The 21656-nt window shown below is 65.5% G+C and carries 13 protein-coding genes; 5 read left to right on the top strand and 8 right to left on the bottom strand.

Annotated elements, in window-relative coordinates; translation table 11 throughout:
• Positions 1-11 precede the first annotated feature (11 nt).
• Positions 12-560, bottom strand: a complete 549-nt coding sequence (locus FXB38_RS43070) for a sterol desaturase family protein (protein ID WP_187435190.1) — start codon at positions 558-560, stop codon at positions 12-14.
• Positions 539-3922 carry an AAA family ATPase gene (locus FXB38_RS28000; protein ID WP_187435189.1) on the bottom strand — a complete coding sequence of 1128 codons (3384 nt, stop codon included), beginning with the start codon at positions 3920-3922 and terminating at the stop codon, positions 539-541. Before FXB38_RS28000 ends, FXB38_RS43070 begins: the two co-directional genes overlap by 22 nt.
• Before the next feature lie 161 nt (positions 3923-4083).
• Between FXB38_RS28000 and FXB38_RS27995 the strand changes: the two genes are divergently transcribed.
• Positions 4084-4923 carry a class I SAM-dependent methyltransferase gene (locus tag FXB38_RS27995; protein WP_210250954.1) on the top strand — a complete coding sequence of 280 codons (840 nt, stop codon included), beginning with the start codon at positions 4084-4086 and terminating at the stop codon, positions 4921-4923.
• Between the two features lie 9 nt (positions 4924-4932).
• On the opposite strand, the gene FXB38_RS27990 is transcribed toward FXB38_RS27995, so the two are convergent.
• The 5 genes from FXB38_RS27990 to FXB38_RS27970 form a co-directional block, all read right to left on the bottom strand.
• A complete protein-coding gene (locus tag FXB38_RS27990; protein WP_148754154.1) occupies positions 4933-6615 on the bottom strand; it encodes a di-heme-cytochrome C peroxidase in 1683 nt (560 codons plus the stop codon).
• 356 nt (positions 6616-6971) lie between these two features.
• Positions 6972-7217 (bottom strand): hypothetical protein, encoded by a 246-nt coding sequence (locus FXB38_RS27985; RefSeq protein WP_148754153.1) that lies wholly within the window; start codon positions 7215-7217, stop codon positions 6972-6974.
• Between the two features lie 25 nt (positions 7218-7242).
• Complete coding sequence (locus FXB38_RS27980; RefSeq protein WP_148754152.1) at positions 7243-8367, bottom strand: DUF2336 domain-containing protein; 1125 nt, start codon at positions 8365-8367, stop codon at positions 7243-7245.
• 211 nt (positions 8368-8578) lie between these two features.
• Positions 8579-12223, bottom strand: a complete 3645-nt coding sequence (locus tag FXB38_RS27975) for an AsmA family protein (protein WP_148754151.1) — start codon at positions 12221-12223, stop codon at positions 8579-8581.
• 144 nt (positions 12224-12367) lie between these two features.
• Positions 12368-13600: a cytochrome P450 gene (locus FXB38_RS27970; protein ID WP_148754150.1), complete on the bottom strand. Its 1233-nt coding sequence runs from the start codon at positions 13598-13600 to the stop codon at positions 12368-12370.
• A 130-nt stretch (positions 13601-13730) separates the two neighbouring features.
• Between FXB38_RS27970 and FXB38_RS27965 the strand changes: the two genes are divergently transcribed.
• From FXB38_RS27965 to FXB38_RS27950, 4 genes are all read left to right on the top strand, one after another.
• Complete coding sequence (locus FXB38_RS27965; protein WP_148754149.1) at positions 13731-14351, top strand: TetR/AcrR family transcriptional regulator; 621 nt, start codon at positions 13731-13733, stop codon at positions 14349-14351.
• A 126-nt stretch (positions 14352-14477) separates the two neighbouring features.
• On the top strand, positions 14478-16151 hold the full coding sequence (locus tag FXB38_RS27960; protein ID WP_148754148.1) for a serine hydrolase: 1674 nt from the start codon (positions 14478-14480) through the stop codon (positions 16149-16151).
• Between the two features lie 298 nt (positions 16152-16449).
• Entirely contained in the window at positions 16450-16836 is a 387-nt protein-coding gene (locus FXB38_RS27955; protein WP_246230202.1) for a hypothetical protein, read from the top strand.
• A 174-nt stretch (positions 16837-17010) separates the two neighbouring features.
• Positions 17011-18798, top strand: coding sequence for a peptidoglycan-binding protein (locus FXB38_RS27950; RefSeq protein WP_148754146.1), 1788 nt, complete (start codon positions 17011-17013; stop codon positions 18796-18798).
• A gap of 134 nt (positions 18799-18932) precedes the next feature.
• Here FXB38_RS27950 and FXB38_RS27945 read toward each other — a convergent pair whose 3' ends face one another.
• Positions 18933-21518: an EAL domain-containing protein gene (locus tag FXB38_RS27945; RefSeq protein ID WP_148754145.1), complete on the bottom strand. Its 2586-nt coding sequence runs from the start codon at positions 21516-21518 to the stop codon at positions 18933-18935.
• Positions 21519-21656: the final 138 nt, after the last annotated feature.

The following is a 21656-nucleotide window of genomic DNA, read 5'->3' as shown; positions in this document are numbered from 1 at the left end:
GATCGAGCCGGCTATTCAGAACAAAACGTTCCGAAGACGCGATCCCACATGCTGGTGACCACGCCGAAATTGCACGGCCGCTTGCCATAGTGATGGCGCGTATGGCGGCGCTTCAGGCGCCAGAGATAGCCGCCGCGCTTCACGGGGTGATGATGGATGATGTGGTGAAGCGCACCGAAATAGATGTAGCCCAGCATCAGCCCCGCCGTGACGGTGCAGGCGCTGCCAAACCCGACCAGCAGCCATATCGGCAGCAGCGATCCGCAACAGATCGATCCCAGGCTCAGCCACAGCGGCGAGCCGACCAACGCGCGCGGATCGGAATGGTGCATGTCGTGCAACGCGGCCAGATAGGCCGGACCATGCAGGGCGAACCGGTGAATGACGTATTCGGCGAGGCTCCAGAGCAACAGCCCGCTTGCGAAACCGATCGCCGCTTCGTCCCAGCGCAGCGGCTCCTTCAAGAGCAAAGCGACCGCGACCAGCGCGGCACTTGCCAGCGGATAGAATACGAAATCGGCAAAGTACAAGAACTTTTTCAGTCGCATGGGTTTGCGCATGGGCTGGTCTTGCTGGAACGCTCCATGGCCGCCCGTGCTTCGAAAATCTCCGGCAACTCCTGTGCGTTGGCGAACATCCCGATCACCGGACCGAGGACGCTCCGCGCCTGCGCATCCGTTCCGCTCGCCTGATACAGCCTGGCAAGCGAAAGGGCTGCGCGCAGCTCGTACGTCGCGGTCTGCTGCGCCCGCGCGGCCTCGATGGCCCGCGTGAACGCCGCCTCCGCGGCGACGATATCGATGGGATCCTTGCGCAGCAGCAGCTCGCCGCGCCGGCGCTGGATTTCCGGGGTGAACCATTCCTGTCCGGTCCGCTCCACCTCGACGAGCTGTTCGTCGAGAATCGCGAGCGCCTCGTCGAACTGTCCTTCGCCGGCCTTGGCCTCCGCGAGCAGCGTCCAGGTCAAGGGCACGTAGAGCCCGGTCGCCATTTTTCCGACCAGCGGCAGCGCGATGGAGTCCTCCATCTCCCGGAGCCCGGCCGCACGCTCGCCGAGACGGCAACGGATCCAGCCGTTCCAGAATTTACCGGCTCGCGTGTAGAGCAGAAGTCCGTGCTCGCGGCTGAGCTCGATCACGGCATCGACATGCGGCCTGGCGCCTTCAGGGTTGCCGCGCACCGCCTCGAGCACGATCTTGTGGAAATGCGTGTAGACCATCGTCGCGACATGGCCGCTATCGGCCGCGCGGCGGATCGCCTGCTGCGCCAGTTGCTCGGCGCGATCGACTTCGCCGAGCGGCCACAGCACCAGCGCGAGGTAGATCGCCGCAGCGATCCCGCAATCGTGGCCGTACAGGAAGGCGAGATTGCGATCGTGCTCGTCGCGGTCAATCGCGAGCGACTGCTCGAGATGCTGCCTGGCATCGACGAAATTGCCCTCGAACCAGCGCGTCATGCCGCAGACGCGATGCGCGACTCCCGCCTCCGGCGCATCGGGGCGGTCAGCGGTATCGTGCAGGAATGCCTGCGCGAGCTCCTGCATCGATCCGAGCTCGCTGCGAACGAGGCTTCCGACCCACAGGCCGTACGTGGCGGCGAAGCGCTCGGGCGCGCCCTTGAGGCTGGACGCGAGCTCCCGGGCGCGTGCGAACGCGACCGACGTCTCCGGCGCGCCATAGCCGCGCGTCGCGATCAGCGCGTTGCCATAGGCGATCTGCAATTGCAGCCGCCGGCTCTGCCCCGCCGGACTTTCGCTCAAGCCTTCGGCAAGACCGATAGCCTTGGTCAGATGCGCGATCGCCTCGGGATAGGCCGAGCTGCGCAGCGCGCGATCGCCGGCCTTGCCCCACCACTCGACGGCGTCCTCGACGAGACCGGCCTGCGTGAGATGATGCGCGGCGATTTCGGGCGCTGCTGCGGCGGCGTCTGGGAATTTCTCCTGGAGCACGGCTGCGATCCGCTCGTGCAATCGCCGCCGGCTGCTCCTGAGCAGGCTCTCATAGGCAGTGTCCTGCACCAGCGCATGCTTGAACGTATAGACGGCTTCGGGGGCGACCCCGCTGCGGAAAATCAACTCGGCGGCTTCGAGCTGGGCGAGCCGGGCATCGAGCTCCGCATCGTCCTTGTCCGAGATCGCACGCAGCAGCACGTCGGAGAATTCGCGGCCGATGACAGCGCTGACCTGCGCGACCTCCTTTGCGGGCCCGAGGCGGTCGAGCCGCGCCATCAGCGAATCCTGGAGCGTCGCGGGGATCGACAGGCGCGGCAGGCTGCCGGCCATCCTGTAGCGGCCCCCCGCCCCCTTTTCGAGAACGCCCATCTCCAGCACCGTGCGCGTCAGCTCCTCGACGAACAACGGGATGCCGTCGGTCCGGGTCGCGATCTGCGTGACCAGCTCGGAGGGGACCGCGCGGCTTCCGATCACCTCGGCGATCATGCGCTGGACGTCGGTCTCCTTGAGGCGTCCGAGCTCCAGCGTCGTCAGATTCGCCGGGCCCATCCATGGCAGCGCGAATTCGTCGCGGAACGTCAGCACGAGCAGCAGGCGAAGCTGGTCGGCAAGCCTGACCGCGAGCCCGAGCAGCTCGAGCGAGGTCGCATCGGCCCAATGCAGATCCTCGACGATGCAGACCACCGGAGCCTCGGCGCACAGGCGCTGCAAGCGCTGGATCAACGCGGCAAGCGTGTTGCGCCGCAGCTGCTGTGGCGCCCAGTCGAGCGGCGGATAGCGTCCGTCGGTGGCAATCGAGAGCATGTCCGCAAACAGCGGCACCAACGTCGGCGTCTTCAGATCAGTGCGCCCGAGCAGCGCTTCCAGCTTGCGCAGCCGCTGTGCATTGCTGTCGCCGGCGCCGAGCTTCGCGGCCCGCTGCAGCTGCGCGATGACAGGATAGAGCGCGCTGGCGCGATGATGCGGCGAGCACTGATAGCGCAACCGGATGTGCGGCTCCGCCGCGATCCGCTCATTGAGGAAATGCGCCGCGAGCCGCGACTTGCCGATGCCGGGCTCGCCGGAGATCAGCACGACCTGGCCCTGGCCGCGCCAGGCCCGCTGCTTGCACTCGGCCAGCCGGTCGAGCTCGTGCTCGCGGCCGACGAACCCAGCGAGGCCTGCGGAGCGGTAGGCTTCGAAGCGGCTCCCGAGCGGCGATGGACGGTCCACCGCCCAGACTTCGGTCGCCTCGCTGAATCCCTTGATCGTGCGCGTGCCGAGCGCGCGCAGCTCGAACAGATTGCCGAGCAGCCGGCGCGTCGAGGACGCGATGATGACGGTGCCCGGTTCGGCGAAGGCCTGCATCCGCGCCGCGAGGTTGGGTGTCTCGCCGATCACCTCGAGCCGGCTCGAGGCGCCTTTTGCGAAGAGATCACCGACGACGACCAGCCCGGTGGCGATGCCGATCCTGACCTCCAGCCGCAAGCCCGGCTGCACGTCGATGGACCGGACTGCCGCGGTGATCTCGAGCCCGGCGCGGACCGCGCGCTCGGCGTCGTCCTCATGGGCCGACGGATAGCCGAAATAGGACAGGATGCCGTCGCCCACCAATCGCGAGACGATGCCGTCATAGCGCGCGATGATCGCGGTCGCGGCCTCGCGATAGGCTTGCAGGATCTCGCGCATCTCCTCGGGATCGAACTGCTGCGACAATGCAGTCGAGCCGACGAGGTCGCAGAACATGATCGTGAGTTGCCGGCGCTCCGCGCCGGCGTCGATCTTCGGTGCGAGCAGACGCGCCTTCGGAACGTCGAGCTCGACAATCGAACGCAACAGCCTGCGCCGGTGCCCCAGCACGACGCCCATGGTAGCGAGATCGCGATCCGTAATCTCGGAAAGGATGTCGAAATCAATGCCGTGGTCGGAAAAGGACTTCAGGTATTGAGGGAGGCCGACCTTCTCCAACCAGGCAGCAACCTGCCCAGTCATCGCGCGGAGTCCAGCATCAATTGTACTAAACCTAAAGTATATCCCCCCTCGGAATGAAGTCAATCGTGGCAGGCAAGCGTCGCCATTGTTGACGCATTGAGGGCCTTGGCTCATGCTTTATGGTGGAAGCGTTCCCCATTTTCGCGCGAGAGTATTCATCCGTGAAGCAGGATCCGTATCCGACAGCGGCAAACCCGATCCATTCGGCCGTCGTAAAACTGTTTTATTCGCGCGCGGCGCGCCAGCTTTTCACCAACGCCTGGTACTCGCTGCTGAGCAACCTCGACAGGGACGCCGCGATCCGATTCCTCAACTACGGCTATGCCCCGCTGAACGGCGAGCAGGTCGCGCTGCAAGCCGCCGACGAGTCCGATCGCTATGCGATCCAGCTCTATCATCACGTGGCGTCGGGGTCTGCGATTGCGGGCAAGGATGTGCTGGAGGTCGGAAGCGGCCGCGGCGGCGGCGCGTCCTACATCGCGCGGTACCTCCATCCGAAGAGCTACACCGGGCTCGACATCTGCAAGCCGGCGATCCGCTTCAGCAAGGCGCGCTATGCCGGCCAGGACAATCTCGCATTCCGCGTCGGCAATGCGCTCAGCCTGCCGTTCGCGGACGAGAGTTTCGACGTCGTGGTCAACGTCGAGAGTGCGCAGCATTATGGCGACATGGGACGCTTTCTGGAGGAGGTCCACCGCGTGCTCAGGCCGGGCGGTGCTTTTCTGATGGCATGCTTCGAAGACCGGTCGAAGGACGTGTATCCGCGCGAGTCCCTGGTCAGGTCGCGCTTGCGCCTCGTTCGGGAGGACGACATCACCGCCAATGTGGCGCGCGCGCTGGAGCTCGACGGCGCGCGGCGAACGGCGCTGGCGGACGAGATCGTGCCGCGGGTGCTGCTCGGCGTGTCGCACGAGTTCGCCGGCATTCCGGGCACGCAGCTGCATGCGTCCTTCGCCGACGGCACTTGTCCTTATTATTGCTTCACCTGCCGCAAGGACTAAAGCGGCCGCTCAGAGCGTCTTGAGATATTCGATCAGCGCCTTGCGATCATCCTCGGTCAGATCAGTTCCGTAGATATGCCCGGCATTCGAGTTACCGCGTACGGTCGTATCGAACAGGAACGCGCCCGGCATCTCGGCCTTCATGTCGTATCCCACGATGTCCGGATTGAACTCCCAATTGCCGACATAGAAGGTCTTCGGCCGCTGCCCTGGCGGTAGCAAAAGGTCGTTCAACGACGGCACCGAGCCGTTGTGCAGATAGGGCGCCATCGCCCAGATGCCGTTGAGCGGCCTTGCCCGGTATGCGAGCGGCGCCCTGTACTGGTTTGGACGGCCGCAATTGATCTCGGCGGCGCTGGCCGCGTTATCCTTGGACCGACCGATCCATTGCGCGGCGATGTTTCCGGTGAGAACCTCGGCGGCCTTGTAGTTGGACATCGCGTCCGGACCACCGATCTTCGACAGCGCGATCTTGCGGCTGTTGAACGTCGTCGCCTGCTCGGGATCGGTGCCGATCTTGCGGAGATCGACCAGCGGGACCTGGATCTCGCTGCAGGCCCCGGAAGCCGCTTCGACAGGGGCGGCATCGTGGCAATTCGCGCACGCGCTGACATAGACGAGCTGGCCGCGCAGCGCCCGCTTCTGGTCAAGTCCACCGAGAATGGCTTCCGGCCAGCGCGGCGAGCGCAGATCCATCAGCTTCCGCTGCCCCCAGACGACATTCTCCATCTGGACCCCATGCATCACGTCGGGCGTGAGCATCGTCGCGTCATGCTTGATCGGCGCGAGCACACCGAGCGCCTCGACGATGTTGCGCGTCAGCGGCTGACGGATCGAGGCGTTGTACAGCACCCAGTTGAAGCGCGGCGTGTCCCACAGCGCCGGATATCGCACCGGCGCGGTCAGGTGCGCATAATTCCTGGTCTCGCCGGTGTCCGACGGGTCGGTCATCAGCCTGAAGGGTCCGGCGAGAAGCTGGTTCAAGCCGGCGCCGTGCGCGTCCAGCCTGGCCGCCCCGCCCGCCGTATCGCCGGAGTTTCCACCGACGTCCTGGTTGAACTTCGCGGCCGCCTGCAAGACGCCGCCGAAGCATTGCAATCCGCTCTGCACATCGGCAGGGGGCGCCTTCACCCGCGCCATGAAGCGCTGTCCGGCCCCGTCCTGATTCTGCAGGACCGCGGTAATGGATCCGACCAGCTGTCCGACGAACGCGTCGATATCGATGTGGGAAGGACCGCCCTCGATGCGGATCTGCTGGCCGCGGTAGCTGACTTGCCCGGTATGACAGCCGGCACAGCCGAGGCCAAGCCAGTTGCCTTTCCAGCACGCGTGCCTGCCGTCGGGAAGGTCGACCGGGGTGCTGTAAAGACCAATCGCGAGACCGTCCGGATTGTTGGTCGGGCTGACGGGTTCGGGGAGGAAACCCAGACGCTGCAAATTGTCGGGCGCCTTGATCAGCGCGGTTTGGCCGGAAGGCCGCCCCGGCTGCTCCAGCGCGACGAACCATTCATAGGGGATCAGCGCCGTTCCCTGCGAGATGAAATGCCAGCGATCGGCGGTCTCGTCGCTCCAGCCCTGTTGCAGATGGACGGGACCAGCCGGCGCGGGCCTGTCTTCAGCTGATGCGGCGATGAAAGCGGCAAGAAGGGTGGCGACGGCAATCAACGGTACGCGCACATCAAATTTCATCATTGGCTCCAATTATTGTGAAGCGCTCAATCATGACGGCATGAATGCCGTCGCTAAATCGCAATCAGCAATCGTGCGCCACCGATGGCGCTACGCGCAGCACCAGAGGCCTTCCAGATAATTTCGTGTTCCAGATATTTTCGAGCAAATGACAATGCGCAGCGAGCGCATGCGCTCGTGCCGTACCACCAGCAAGGAAGACACGCCGCCCCATAGCGACCGCTCCGAACCCCATTGCCTGCGGCCGCACTTCCGGCGCCCGCAAGTACAGGCTACATCATGTCAGATATAAGCGCAAAGGTAGAGATGGGGCATCAGGACGCGCTGCCGGGAAGCGCGATACTGCGGTTTCCGCGTCGTTACCGGAAATAACCCAGCACGAGATCGGTATCCGCGCTGGCGGCGACCTTGCCGTTCAGCTCGGCGTCGATGACGCGGCGGCTGGCTTCGATCGCGGCGTGGTCGCCGAGATCGTTGGCGGCTTCCAGCACGAGCCATGCGGCGTCGACCGTGGCCCTCTCCGGAGCCGATCCGCCGGTCTCGGCGGCGAGGTTCTTGGTGAGGCTCTTGGTCTTGCGAACTGCGGTGCCGAATTGAGGCAACATTGCAAATACTCCCTCGATGTCCCGTTCAGTGAACCTGGAGCTCGGGCTGACGACCCGTCGCGGGATCGGTGCCGGCGCTGTTCTTGCGCGACTGGTAGAATTTCAGAATGCTGCGTGACGTTTCGATCTTGAGCCGGCCGAAATCGCGCTCATTGTCGTGGAGCTCGCGCGCCGTGATCAGATGATCCTTGGCGCCGAGGAACAACAGCGACATCGTCGTCTCCCAGGAGAAGTCGAGCGCCTTGCACAGCACCAGGATCATCTCGCGGTTGCGGTCCATCAACGCGCGCTCGATCACGTCGACCGGCAGCGACGACAGCAGCGAGAGGCCGATCTGCACCTCGTCGAAACGGTGCTGGCGCGCATAGTTCGAGATCGAGACCTGGTTGAGATTGCCCTGCCGGTACTGCGTCGTCACCACGCGCTTGGCGACGAAATAGCTGCGAGAGGACGGGCCGAACTTGGACTGCAAATCGCCGGTGACCCCGGTGACCGAGCTCTGGATCTGCGACATCATCTCGGGGCGCTCGGTCTCGAGCCGGCGGCGGACGTCCTCCGACGCCTTGGAGATGAGCTGCTGGAAGATGTGGCGCGGCACGTCCTTGCGCAGGCCGAGCTGCTCGGCAAGAATTGAATCTCCCTCGGCGCGCCGGACCATGTGCAGCAGGCCGGAGCCGGAGAAGCGCGCGCCCTCGTTCCTGGCGACCGAGGTGACAACCTCCTGGTTACCACGCTTGACGAGCACATCGGTCACGGCCTCGCCGATCGCATTGCGCTGGGCGATCGCGAGCAGATGCGCCTGGCCCTTGGTCATGGCGCTCTCGACCAACACCTTCTCGTCGATCCGGGTCGAGTCGCGCAGCACGGGACCCGCGACCTCGATCTCGTCGTCCAGGGCGAGCTTCTCGATGACGTTGAGCGGCGCATGATCGCAGCCCGCCATCAGTTCGGAGAGCTGCGCCCGCGCGGCGACCTCGATCTCGTCGGCAAGCCGGCCGATGACCTCGCCGAACATGCTGATCTCGTCGTCGACGTAGCGACCGGTGATCAAAAGATCGGTCGCGTGCCACAACGCCTTCGCCCGGCTTTCATCGGTGCCGCGCGCGATCGCGTCGTCCAGATCCTGTAGAAGCGATGGTGCCCCGTTCATCTCGATAACCCCAGTTCTTGGAATCTAAGTTCTTGGAATCTAAGTTCTTGGCGAGCCGTCCTACTTGTGCGGGCGGGACTCCGAATTCCTCTGGGAACCAACACTAGGGATCAAACGCGAGAATCCAGTAAAACCGGCAGATCAGTTTTGCCGGGCAAAATTCCTTCAAATGCGAGCGAATGCGTTTACTCGCGCGCAAGCTGCCTCGCCCCTACGGATTCGACGGCGTCAGGACCAGCGGCGGCTTCGGCCGGGGTTTTGCGGGCGGCGGGCCCGGGGCGGGCCGCACGTCGATGGGCGGCGGCAAGGGCGCGACCTGCTGGCTTGCCAGCGGCGGGCTCGGCACGGCAGGCGCGGCAAGCGGCGTCTTCGGCGTCGGTGCCACCTTGGGCTCGACCCTCGGTTCAACCTTTGCCTTCGGCGGCAGGCGGCGCGGATCGCGGCCGGGCATCGGCACGTCGGTCAGCGCCGGCTCGGGCGCGGGCTCGGGCGAGACCAGCGCCGGCAGCGCGGCGGTCGCCGGCGGCGGCTCGCCGCGCTCGATGGCATCGAGCCTTCGCGTCTCGCGATCGATCGTGCGCACCGCAAGCCACGACGATAGCGGCGTGAGATCGACGGTGCGATTGAGCTTGTCGGGCGGGCCTGCCGCAAACAGCTGGATCTCCGGCGGCGCGCCGGAGAGACCGGTCATGATCGGTGTCAGGCTGGCGCGGATGTCGGCCTGGTCGGCGGGGATGTCGTAACCGCCGGAGACGATGGCGCGCGCGTTCTTCGCCTCCAGCGGCGTTGCGCCGACGCGCAGGCGGCCGTCGCGGATCGTGAACGCGATCTGCGCCGAGGCGACAGCGATGGGAGCGGCCGACAATGCGGGCTCGACGAGCTGACGCAATCGGTTGTCGTCGGAGACCTGCCCGCCATCGCTGGCGCGGATGGCGAGCTCGAAGGCGCGCGGATTGAGCCCGCTGATCTCGGCCGCGTCCAGCGTCACCGTGCCGCTGCCGGCGAGCGCGCCGGTCAGCGCCGAGACGCTGCGGCCCTGGCTCGTCAGCGTCATCTGCACCGAGGCGCGCCCCTTGGGCAGAGCGAGATCGCGGTAGCGCAGCGAGGCCGCGTCGACATTGGTGAGATCGAGACGTGCGTTCAGCGCCAGCCCGTTGGCGCCATTGCGCGCATCGAGACTTGCCGTCATCTCGCCACCGCCGACGCCGCCCTTGAGTGCATCGAGCGCGAGCGACTGACCGTCGCTCCGAATCGTGCCGCTGAACGGACGCATCTCGATTCCACCAGGCAGGCTACCACGCAAGGCCTGGAACGCGATGCGGCCGCGCCAGCCGCTGACGAGACCTGCACTCAGCGGCTCGCCCGCGTCACGTCCGGCCGCGCCGACGGCAAGCGCGAGCGCAGGCGCCAGATCGAGCGTATCGAGCCCGACCTCGCCGTCAACGTTCTTCTCCTGATCGAGCGTCATGACGAGATGGCCGCGCAGATGCGAGCCGGAAGCGGTGCCGTCGAGATCGTCGAATGTCAGGCGATTGCCCGATAACCCGACGCGGGAGGACAGGCTCACGTTCCGGGCCGATTTGTCGGCCGGGCTGGCCCCGAACAGCGGCGCCAGATTGGCGTTGCGCACGCGCAGATTGACGCTGGCCTTCGGCTCCGGCGCCGACAATTCGACGCTGCCTTGCGCATCCGCATCCAGCCCGCCGCCGCTGATTTTGGCGTTCAGTTGCAACGGCCGGCGCCACGCGCCGCTCAGTCTGGCTTCGATCTGCGAGGCGCCCTCGCCTGCCGCGACCAAGCGATCGAGACCGAGCAGCGCCGTCAGCGAAGCGGCCTGCGGCGATGACAGTTTCGACTCCAGCGTGAAGTCGCTGTTGCGCAATTTTTCGATGTCGATGCCGTTGACCGCCGCCACCGGCGGCTGCGCGGCGAGCGTCGCGGTGGCCTTGAGCTGCGGCGCATCGAGGTCGAGCACGGCGCGGGCCTCGCTGCGATCGGCATGTTCGGCGTTCTTGTCGAGGCTGAGGTCGAGCTTCAGGCGGGTTGCGCCCGGCAGCGGTGCGATCGCGTCGAAGCGTGCACGCAGCGCAGGCGCGATCGGCTCCAGCAGCGCGGTGAGATCGCTCAGCGAATTGGCGGATGATTTCAGCGCGAGCTTGCCGGTGGCCCTGGTGCGATCGAAACTGCCGCTCGCCTCCGTGGTCACGCCGCTGGCCTGGCCGAAGCGCAACTGCTCCAGTGATAGCGAGGCCGGACCGTAGCCAAGCCTGGCCGCGAACGGCCGCAACTCCTGGCCGGCCGAGATCGCGCGCCCCACATCAAGCGAAAGCTTAGCCTCCTCCGGCCATTCGCCCTGCGGCCCGGCGAACGCGCGGACAAAACTCGCGGCGGCATCGAGATCGAGACGGTCGGCCTTGAGATCGGCATCGATCCGCGAGCCTTTGCTGGCGCCCGTCTGCGCGAAGGCAATGCGGCCCTCGACCGCGCCGCCTTCGATGTCGGCTTTCAGTTTGTCGATGGCGAGACGATTGGCGGCGATCGTCACGTCGCCGGCAAGGCGCAGCGGCCGCGTGCTGCGGCGGTTGACCTCGCTGCGGCCCTGGAGCCAGGCCACCAGCGTATCGGGATCGGAGGACTCGACGCTGAGGTGGCCGCTAAAACTGTCGGCACCGGGCGCGGCGCCGTTGAGCGACAACTGCGTCATGCCGGGTGCGCGCAGCTCGAGCCGCTGGAAGGTCCAGGACCGGCCGTCGGTCTGCAGCTCGGCCGTGATGTTCTGGAGCGGACGGCCGCCCAGCATGATCTGGTCGGAGTTGAACTCGATCTGCGCCGGGATCGGCGCCTGCGGGATCGCGGCGAGAGCGGCGCGCAAGCTCGGCAGGATGCGCAGCGGCTCGGCGTCGTTCCGGCCGGCGAGCTTGTCAGCATCGACCTGCCGCGCCGACAGCACCGCGCGCAGCAGCGGCGAGGCGCCAAACCTGAGATCGCCGACGCCGCCGAGCTTCAGCGCGGTGTCCTCGGGGCCAAAGCTCGCATCGACCTGGTCGAACCTGGCGCCAGCCGGATCGGCCTTGAGTTTCGCGGCGAGCTTCCAAGGTGTCGGTCCCGCCTCGCCCGGCTTCTTCGTCGGCGGCACAGCCAGCGTCAGCACCCCGTCGAATTTCGGCTGGCGGTTGTCGAAGGCAAGCACGCCTTCGAGATCGGCCAGGATGGCACGCTCGCCGGGATCGATGTTGAGGTGAAGACGGGTGGCGCTGCCGTCGGGGCTCGGGCCGGAGGAGACGCGGAACGGGTAGCGCACGCCTGCGGCGGTGAAATTGCCGTCGCCACGCACGGAGCCCGCGAGCGAGCGCACGTCGCCGGAGAAAGCGATGTCGTTGAGCTCGAGCGTCGAGCGGCTGGCAGCGTCATGAAGCGCGATGCGGCCGGTGAGGTTCAGCCGCTCGATGGCGAGCGAAGCGAGATTGAAGGTGCCGCTTGCGATAGACGGCAACTCGACCTTGCCCTTGGCGTCGAGGCCGAGATCCACCGCCATGCCGCCGATCGAAAGCTCGGTGGCGCGCCATTCGCCGCGCATCAGCGAGCTCAGGCTGAACTCGACGTCGAGCTTGTCCGCACGCAGCCGGCCGAGATCGTTGTTGCCGCCGAAGCTGACCGAGCGCAGCCGCAGCGTCGGCGCCGGCAAGAGCCGCGCATCGAGCTCGCCCGCCACGCGCACCGGCACGCCGATGATCTGGCTCGCCTTCGCCTCAAACTGGGGCCTGAACTGGTTCCAGTCGACGAAATACGGCCCGATCAGCGCGGCCAGCAGCGCTAAGATAAAGGCAATCGCCAATCCGAGCAGCGTCGTCTGCACGGGTCTCCCCTCGGCCAAGCCGGCACCCGGGTCAAACCCAAGCCTACAACCAAGCTTCAGGCGCACCGGAACTGCCCCTATATAAGGGGAAGTGTGGCGAAGTCACAGCGACTGTTGCGCGCGGAGGTTAATGCGCGCCCCGGCTCACCAGCTCGCCGGCAGCTGCTTCAGGCCCCGCAGCACGAAGGTCGGCCGCCATGCCGGGTTCTCGACGTCGTCGATGCGCAGATCGGGCAGCCGCCGCAGCAGCGTCGCAATGGCAATCTCGGCCTCGATGCGCGCCAATTGGGCCCCCAGGCAGAAATGGATGCCACCGCCGAACGACAGCGGCCGGACGTTCGGCCGGGTGATGTCGAGCCTATCAGGCCGATCGAGATAGACCGCCGGATCGTGATTAGCCGAGCCGAGCAGGCAGAGCACGCTCTCCCCCTTCGGGATCCGCTTGCCGCCGAGATCGTCGATCTCCTCCAGCGCGACGCGCCCGGTCATCTGCACCGACGAATCGTAGCGCAAGAATTCCTCGATCGCGTTGGTGATCAGGTCCGGCCGCGCCTTCAAGAGCGCGAGCTGGTCCGGATTGCGATGGAGCGCCAGCAGGCCGTTGCCGATCAGATTGACGGTGGTCTCGTGGCCGGCGCCGAACAGCAGGATGATGTTGGCCGTCAGTTCCTCGTTGGTGAGCTTGTTGCCGTCTTCCTCGGCCTGCACCAGTTGGGTGGTAAGATCGTCGGCGGGACTGCGGCGGCGCAACTCGAACAGCTGCTGGAAGTACATTTGCGCCATCATGTTGGCGGCGTTGCCCTTCGCGATCTCCTCGGGCGTCATCGGCACCGGATCGAGCAGCCGTCCGCCGTCGCGTGAGCTCTTGTAGAAGACCTCGCGATGATCCTCGGGAATGCCGAGCATATCGCAGATGATGGTCACGGGCAGGCGGAAGGCGAAATCCTCGATCAGGTCCATGTGGCCGCGGTCGATCACGGCGTCGATGGTCCGGTCGACGATCTCCTGAATGCGAGGCCGCATGTCCTCGACGCGGCGGGCGGTGAACGCCTTCACGACGAGGCCGCGCAGGCGGGTGTGGTCGGGCGGATCGGCCTGCAGCATCCAGCAGCTCATGCTGCGGAACACCGGCTCGTTCATGATCTCGGGGCCGTAGCGGCGCGTCGTGCGCTCGACGAAATCCTTGCCGAAACGCTTGTCGCGCATGACGAGGCTGACGTCGGCGTGACGGCTGGCGACGAACTGGCCGAACGGCGTCTCGTGGATCGGATCGATCGTGCGCAGCCGGTCGTAATACGGATAGGGATTGCGGATGAAGTCCGGCGCCAACGGATTGAACAGCGGATCGCTCGCGACGTCTTGCACTTGCTCGTTCATGGTGGACCTCACATCGGTTGCCGCATGACACGAATACGCGAGGCTGCCCCACGCCCGGCGTAACCATCCCTGTTAATTTTCAACTCGATACATTGTTGTATCGAGTTGCATTCTGCCCTAAACTGGCCCGATGTCAAGGGTGAGAACCAGGCCGACCAGGGACGACACGCGCGACAAGCTGTTCGAGGCGGCCGCGCGGGTGTTCGAGCAAGACGGCATCGGCGGCGCCAGCATCGAGGCGATCGCGGTGGAAGCCGGCTTCACCCGCGGCGCATTCTATTCGAACTTCAAAAGCAAGGACGAATTGATCATCGCCATGCTCGAGGACCACGTCGAGCAATCGATCCGGCGCAACATGGAGATCCTTGCGCAACACAACAATCTCGACGACTTCATTGCAGCGCTGAAGGCAATGGACCGCACCCGACAGGATCCCCTCGGCCGCTCGCCGCTGCTGCACATGGAGATGATCCTGTTCGTCGCGCGCGCCGAGAAGCGCCGGCCCGAGCTCGCCAAGCGCCTGCGCGCGCGGCGCAAGCTGATCGCCGACATCGTCGAGGCGACGTTGAAAGACAATGCGAAGGGCGACACGCTGAACCCGCCCTGGATGGCTTCCGTCGTGCTGGCGCTGGAGGACGGCTTCCGCCTGCACCGGCTGATCGATCCGGAGACGACGCCGGCCGACAGCTTCTTGCGCGCGATCACGGATTTGCGACGCAGGACGGGACTGGCGTCGGACAGCAGCTCATAAATAATAAAAGGAGAGGCCGTATTATGCGTTGCGGACAGCTTGACGCTGAAAACGCACGACTGTAGCGTTACGATCAGTAGCATTAAGCGATGGCGGCATGCCTGCAAGTCGAGGTCGCGAGACACCATGAAGGTCTGGTTCTGGCTTGTTTTGGCGGTCGTGCTCGGCACCTCGCCCGCGTTCGCCATCAGCGATAGCGATCTGAAGGCCGCGCTGTCGCAGCGCTTCAGCGGCGATCGTACCGGCGCCTGTGTTGCGGCCGGCGTGATCGACAACGGGATCGTCGCGACAGCTTACGTCTGCGCCGGTCCCAAATCCGCGCGCTCCTTTGACGAACACACGGCCTTCGAAATCGGCTCCGTCACCAAGACCATGACCGCGGCGCTGCTCGCCGAGCTGATCGCAACGCATGACATCGCGCTCGACGATCCGATCGCGAAGCTTTTGCCTCCGGGCACAAGCGTGCCGTCATTCAACGGCCACGAGATCACCGTCGGCGAAATCGTGACGCACACGTCGGGCATTCCTGCGAACCTCCCCGACTATCACCCGCCGGACCCCAGCAATCCCTATGCCGGCGCAACCGAGCGCGACCTGGTCGACACTCTGGCCGCGATCAAGCTGACGCGCGAGCCGGGCTCGAAATGGGAATATTCGAATCCCGCGATGATCGTCCTGTCCTATGCGCTCGCCAAACGCGCGGGCAAGGATTACGAGACGCTGCTTCGCGAACGCCTGCTCGGTCCGCTCGGCATGAACGAGACCTACGTGGCCACGCGCCCGCTGCAGGTGCATCTGGCGCAAGGCCATTATCCCAACGGCGAGACCGCACCGCCTTGGGATTTTCATCCCGACATGGCCGGCGTCGGAGGGGTGCGCGCGACGCTCGCGGACATGTTGCGCTACATGGAAGGCGAGCTCGGCACCCGCGACAGCGCGATCACGCCGGCGCTGACGCTGACACAGCAAGAGGTTGCGTATGTCGACGGACACCGCATGGGCATGAACTGGAATCTGCTCGTCATGAACCGACACACCATAGCCACCCACGAAGGTGCGACCGGCGGCTACTCGTCCTTTGTGGGATTCGATCGTAACGCGAAGCGCGCCGTGGTCCTGCTGAGCGATACGTCCCTGGTCACGCTCGGCGGCCTCGGACAATTCGGATTGCATCTGCTGGACCCCTCACGCTCGGCCGGCGAACCGCGCACCGCGACAACAGCCGATGCCAAGCTGATCGACGCGCTGGTGGGCAAGTATCGCCTGCGGGGCGGCCTCGGCATCGAATTGCGGCACAAGGACAGCGGCCTGACCATCCAGGCCGACGGTCAGAGCGAATTCGAGATGGGCTATGACAGCGCCGGCGATTTCTATCCGCACAAATTTGACGCGGTGTTGCGGCCCAAGCGCAAAGCGGACGGAACCTATGGATTCACCTGGTTTCAGGGCGGAGGCGCAGTCGAGGCCAAACGCATTGATCCGCTTCCGGCGACGGCGAGCAAGTGGATGCCAACCGACGCGCAACTCCCGGACTATGTCGGACTCTATCCGCTGACGCCGAAATTCGGGCTGCGCATCTTCGTCGCCGATGCACAGCTCTCTGTGCAGGGAACCAACCAGCGGCCACTCAAGCTCGCGCCGGTCGAGCCGGATATCTTCGTCGCCGAATCGGTCGGCGCGGAGATCGATTTTGCCCGTGATAGCGGCGGCAAGATCGTGGCATTGACGCTCAGGCAGAACGGACAGGTCCTGAAGGGCGAGCGCGAGCAGGATACGACGACCGAACCGGCCAATCGCTGAGTCCTGCCGATTCGAGGGGACACGCCAGCGACCTTTCGCCTGCGCTAAACCGTCGCAGTCAGGGGAACAAGCGTGACGCGATCCGCGAATGCGGAACATTGGAACGCGCCTATCTCGTCAGCCATCGCGATCACCTGCAAAGCCGCCATGGGGAGACGCGCAACCATCGAAATGAACGCGCATTTATCTTCATGACTCTTTGTCTCTCCCGAACCTGCGCTTGCAACTTTTGCCCGTCGTTGATGTTGGCACGACATTACAACACCAACCGGGAGGAAAGCACATGAAGAAGACCGCGGTGGTTCTGGCAACCGTCGGCACGCTCGGCCTGAGCGCCGTGGCAGCGCCAACGCCCGCGGAAGCCCGCTGGCATGGCGGCTTCGGTCCAGCGCTGGCAGGCGGATTGATTGCAGGCGCGATATTCGGCGGCCTGGCCTCTTCCGCTTACGCGGATGGTCCGGATTACGGCTACTACGGATACCCCCGCTATTACGACGGCGATTACGCACCGGCGTACTACGGCGGCTACGAGCCGTATTCCTGGGGCGGCTACACCACGACCTACTACAGCACTGGTTATGCCCCGGCCTATTACGGCTACCGCTATCGCCGCGTCGTGCGTCCGGCCTTCGCCTATTACGGCGCACCGTTCCCGCGACGGCACTTCTATTACCATCGTTGGTGATGTGAAGCGGCAAGATGGGGCCGGCGCCGGCCGCTGAGCCCCCGATATCATACACCAGGTCGATGCCTCCGGCTTCGACGGAGAGAGCACGAGCGGTCGCGGCGCGACGAAGCCGCGCAACAGCAACCAGGCAAACCCAAGGAGCAAACCCAGGGAGACTGAAGGGAGATTGAGATGACCATTGGAAAGAACAAGTTTCTGCTGACTACAGCGGTGCTGCTGGCCGGCGTCAGCCTGGCGTCGGTGCAAGGATCGGCGCAAGGCATGCGTGAAGGAGCCGGCGGCGGAATGAGCGCAGGCGGAGGAGCCGGCGGCAGCGCCAGCGGTGGTGCTGGTGGTGCTGCGGAACGCCCCAGCGGCGCGACGTCGCACGGTGCAGGTGGCGCCTTGCACAGCGAAGGCTCGCACAACCAAGGAATGACGCAGGGCCGCGCCGGCGGCCGGGCCGAGGGGCCCTCTGCGGCGCAAGAGAGCAGCCGGGCCTCCGACAAGGGCGACAAGCAGACCATGGGCCGCGACCGCGACAATTCGCGTCAGTCGCAATCCGAGCACCAGAAGCAAGGCAAGGAGCAGACGGTCGGTCAGTCGCACAGCGATCGCAACCGCGCGTATCAGTCCAAGTCCGAGAGCGACAAGAGCGGACAGAAGGACCAGACCGTCGGACAGAGCCGCAGCGACCGCGACCACACACGTCAGTCGCAAGGCGCAGAGCAGAGCAAGAGCACGACCACGGGCGCCAATGCCCGGGACAATGCCCAGGATAAGAGTGCGCAAAACAAGAATGCGCAAGGCAAGAACGCACTAGACAAGAATGCCCAGGGCAAGAATGCCCAAGGCAAGAATGCGCAGGGCCAGACCACCACCACGACCGGCGCGAACACCAGGAGCGGCGCCCAGAACAGGAACGCGCAGGATCAGAGCAAGACGACCACCGGCGCGAACACTGGCAGCAATGCCCAGAGCCAGAACGCTCAGGGCACAACGACCGGCGCCAACACGCAAGGACAGGCCAACGCCCAGGCGCAGACAGCGGGCGGGGCCACCCAGAGCATGTCCGGCCGCGTGCAGGTGAGCGCGCAGCAGCAGACGCAGCTGCAACAGTCGGTGCTGAGCTCGCGCAATATCGAGCGCGTGCGGGTCAACGACAATGCGATCAACTTCCGCGTCAATGCCGGCGTGGTCGTGCCGCGGAACATCTCCGTGGTTTCGGTCTCGGATTATCCTGCGCTGATCGACGTCTATCCGGACTACCGCGACGACAGCTTCTTCGTCGTGGATGACGAGATCGTCGTCACCGACCGCAGCCGCCGGATTGTCGACGTTATTCCCGCCGGCCCGCGGACACACTATGCCCACCGCGGCGGCTCGAGCGGTGGCAGCAGCGGCCTCGCCGCACTGGATCTCAGCCCCGATGAGATCCGCATCGTTCAGCGTGTCCTGATTGAACGCGGCATGCTGTCCGGCGAAGCGGACGGCGTCCTCGGACCCGGTACACGCCGTGCGCTGATGACGTTCCAGAGACAGGAAGGTTTCCAGGCCACCGGCTCGATCGATACCCGCACCGTCGCTGCGCTTGGCGTATCCAACCAGATCAGCGCTACCCAGGGCCAGTCGACGACCGTTGGCCAGGGCGGAAATAACCAGTCGGCGCCGCAGAACACGACCGGGCAAGCCACCGGCGAGAGCAACGCGCCGGCGCAGCAGAACCAGACCACGGGTCAGGCTCCGCAGAACCAGCCGTCCACAACCGGCCAGGCTCAGCAGAACCAACCGGCAAACTCGGGCCAGGCTAATACGAATCACCCGTCGGGCCAGACCACCGGCCAGGCCCCGGCCCAGAGCAACAGCCAGAGCAACAATCAGTCCACCAGTCAGCCCGGCGCCAACCCGCAAACTGAACAAACCAACCAGAACAATGCCCCGCCGCCTTCGACGACGTCAGAGCAGCCGGCCAAGAAATAATCCGGCCGGCAACGCGCTCGGAGCCCCGCCTCTGGCGGGGCTCTCTCACGAACATTCACCGAAAAATCCTCACGGCCTGCTGCCTGCAGCCCGCGGGCAACTTTTTTCATTCGGTCCGGAGCGGCGAAAGGCGATTAAGCCAGCCGCTTCACCGCGGGCACTCCCGCCGGCTTGACGTCGAGCCGGCCGAGCATCGCCCTCGCCTGCGCGGCGCAATGCTCGATCAGCCAGCGCTCGAAGGCGCCCGGCGCGAGCGCGGGGGCATAGAGGAAGCCCTGCACGACGTCGCAGCCGAGCTCGGCCAGCATCTTGCGCTGGCCTTCGGTCTCGACGCCTTCGGCGACGACGGTCATGCCGAGGCCCTGGCCGACGCGCACCACGGCGGTGGCGATGGCGAGTGCGCCGGCGTCCTTCTCGATGTCGCGCATGAAACTGCGGTCGATCTTCAGCTCGCGGATCGGCAGCTGCGCGAGCCGGCTGAGGCTCGAATAGCCGGTGCCGAAATCATCCACGGACAGGCCGATGCCGAGCGCGCGGATCGCGTGCATCGTCTCGAGCGCGGCAGCGCCGTCCTGCATGAAGGTGCCTTCGGTAATCTCCAGCATCAGGGCATCCGGCGGCAGCTGGTGTTCGGCGAGGACGTCGGCAAGCCGCGCGGCCAAGGTGACGTTGCGGAAATTGAGCGGCGACAGATTCACCGAGACGGAGGGAATGTTGAGCCCGGCGCGGCGCCAGCTCGCCATCTGCCGGCAAGCCTCGCGCACCGACCACAGCCCGATCTGCTCGATCAGGCCGCATTCTTCGGCGAGCGGAATGAATTTTGCCGGCGAGACATCGCCGAGCTCCGCATCGTGCCAGCGCGCCAGCGCCTCGACGCCGTGGATGGCGCCGTCGCCACTGCGGATCTGCGGCTGATAACTAAGGCTCAGCGCATTGTCGGCGATGGCGCGGCGGAGTGCTGCGATCATCGCCAGCCGCTGTTCGGCCAATCCGTTCATTTCAGCACTGAACATGCGATGGGTCGATCGGCCCGCCTGCTTGGCCATGTACATGGCGGCGTCGGCCTGCTGCATCAGTGTGTCAATATCGGTGGCATGGTCGGGATAGAGGCTGATGCCGATGCTGGCCGACATCGGCATCAGCTTCGATCCGAGCCGCAACGGCGCGGCCAGCGCTTGGGTAACGTCGGCCGCGACGCGCGCGGCGCTCTCGGCGTTGCGGTTCGGCAGCAGAATGACGAATTCGTCGCCGCCGAGCCGGCCCAGCATGTCCTCGGGCCCGATCTGCTCGCGCAAACGCTGCGCGAGCTGAATCAGCAGCTCGTCGCCCGCGGCGTGACCGAGCGTGTCATTGACGTCCTTGAAATGATCGACGTCGAGGAAGGCGAGCGCGACGTGGCTGCCAGTCGGACAGGCATCGATCGCGGTGGTGATCAGGTGCCGCAATTGTGCGCGGTTGGGCAGCCCGGTGAGGATGTCGTGATAGGCGAGCCGCGCAATCTCGGCGCGCGCTTCCTTGCGCTCGATCGCGAAAGCGCCGAGGTTGACGCAGGCATCGACGATGCGCCGGTGCCAATTGCTCGGCGCCCGCGGCTCACGGAAGTAGAAGGCGAAGGTGGCGATGACGCGGCCGTCCTTGGCCTTGACCGGCGTCGACCAGCAGGCACGCAGGCCGATTTCGAGCGGCATGGCCTTGTAGGGCTGCCAGCGCGGATCGGTGTCGAGATCTTCAGCCAGCACCGGCTCGCCGTAGAAGGCGGCGGTGCCGCAGGAGCCGACATTGGGGCCGATCGGGATGCCGTCGAGCGCACGGGAATAATCCTCGGGCAGGCTCGGGCCGCCGAGCGGATGGATCAGTCCGGCGGAATCGACATGGAGCAGCGAGCAGACGACATCGGGCGCAATCTCTTCGACGCGGCGGCACAGCCGGTCGGCGATCTCGGCGATCGGCACCTCGTCGGCCAGCGCGCTCGTGATGAGTTGCTGGAGCGAGCGCAGCTGCCGGGACTCGGTGATGTCCTCGAGCAGCGCGAAGATGTGTTTGACGCGGCCCTTCTTGTCGCGGAAGGCGTCGACCCGGGCACAGACCCAGATCTCCTCACCGTCCCTGGTGTAAACCAGCGTCTCGACCTCGCCGCGCCGGCCTCCGTCGAGGAGCCGCTTGACCAGCTTTGCAATGCCGGTGCGATTGGTATGGCAGCCGGCGATGAGCTCGCCTGCGCGCCGTCCCTCTGCTTCCTCGCTGGTGTAACCGAACAGCGTCGTGAAGGACGAATTGACGTAGCGGATGTTCTGCTCGACGTCGGTGATGATCACCGCGCGATTGGTCTGGTCGGAGACCGCGTTGAGCAGCCCGATCCTGACGCGACGCTCGGCATCGGCCGTGACGTCGCGCGCGAACACGATGTGATGGGTCGCGCCGTCGATCGTCGCCGACGACAGCGCGATCGTCGCCTTGATCCGGCTGCCGTCGCGCCGCACCAGGCTGATCTCGTCGCGAAAATCCGCGATCGGATCGGCCTGAAGGCATCTCAGCGAGAGAATTTCGGCATCGCGGCCGAGGACATCGGCGCGTGCGAGCTTCCATATCCGCTCGGCACCGGCGTTGAAGTGCGTGACGCGATGCGCACCATCGACAATGACGATGCCGTCGTCGGCGCATTCGAGCGCCGCGCGCAGCACGTCCGGCATTTCGGTCACTGGGCAATCGGAGGCGGACATCGTTGGGCTCGGCAGCATCAGGAAAATGCCGCAATCGGCCCCAAGCTAATGCTCCGATGGTGTCCAAGGCGTTTTTGCAACCGGCTCGCGCTCCGCCAAGCCGCGACATGCTTAACATTCCGCGAAAGCGGCGCCGGT

It is taken from the genome of Bradyrhizobium cytisi (assembly GCF_008123515.1).
In the GTDB taxonomy this organism is placed as follows: Bacteria; Pseudomonadota; Alphaproteobacteria; order Rhizobiales; family Xanthobacteraceae; genus Bradyrhizobium; species Bradyrhizobium cytisi.
Note: the sequence above shows the minus strand (reverse complement) of the source record. Positions and strands in the feature narration are given on the sequence as shown.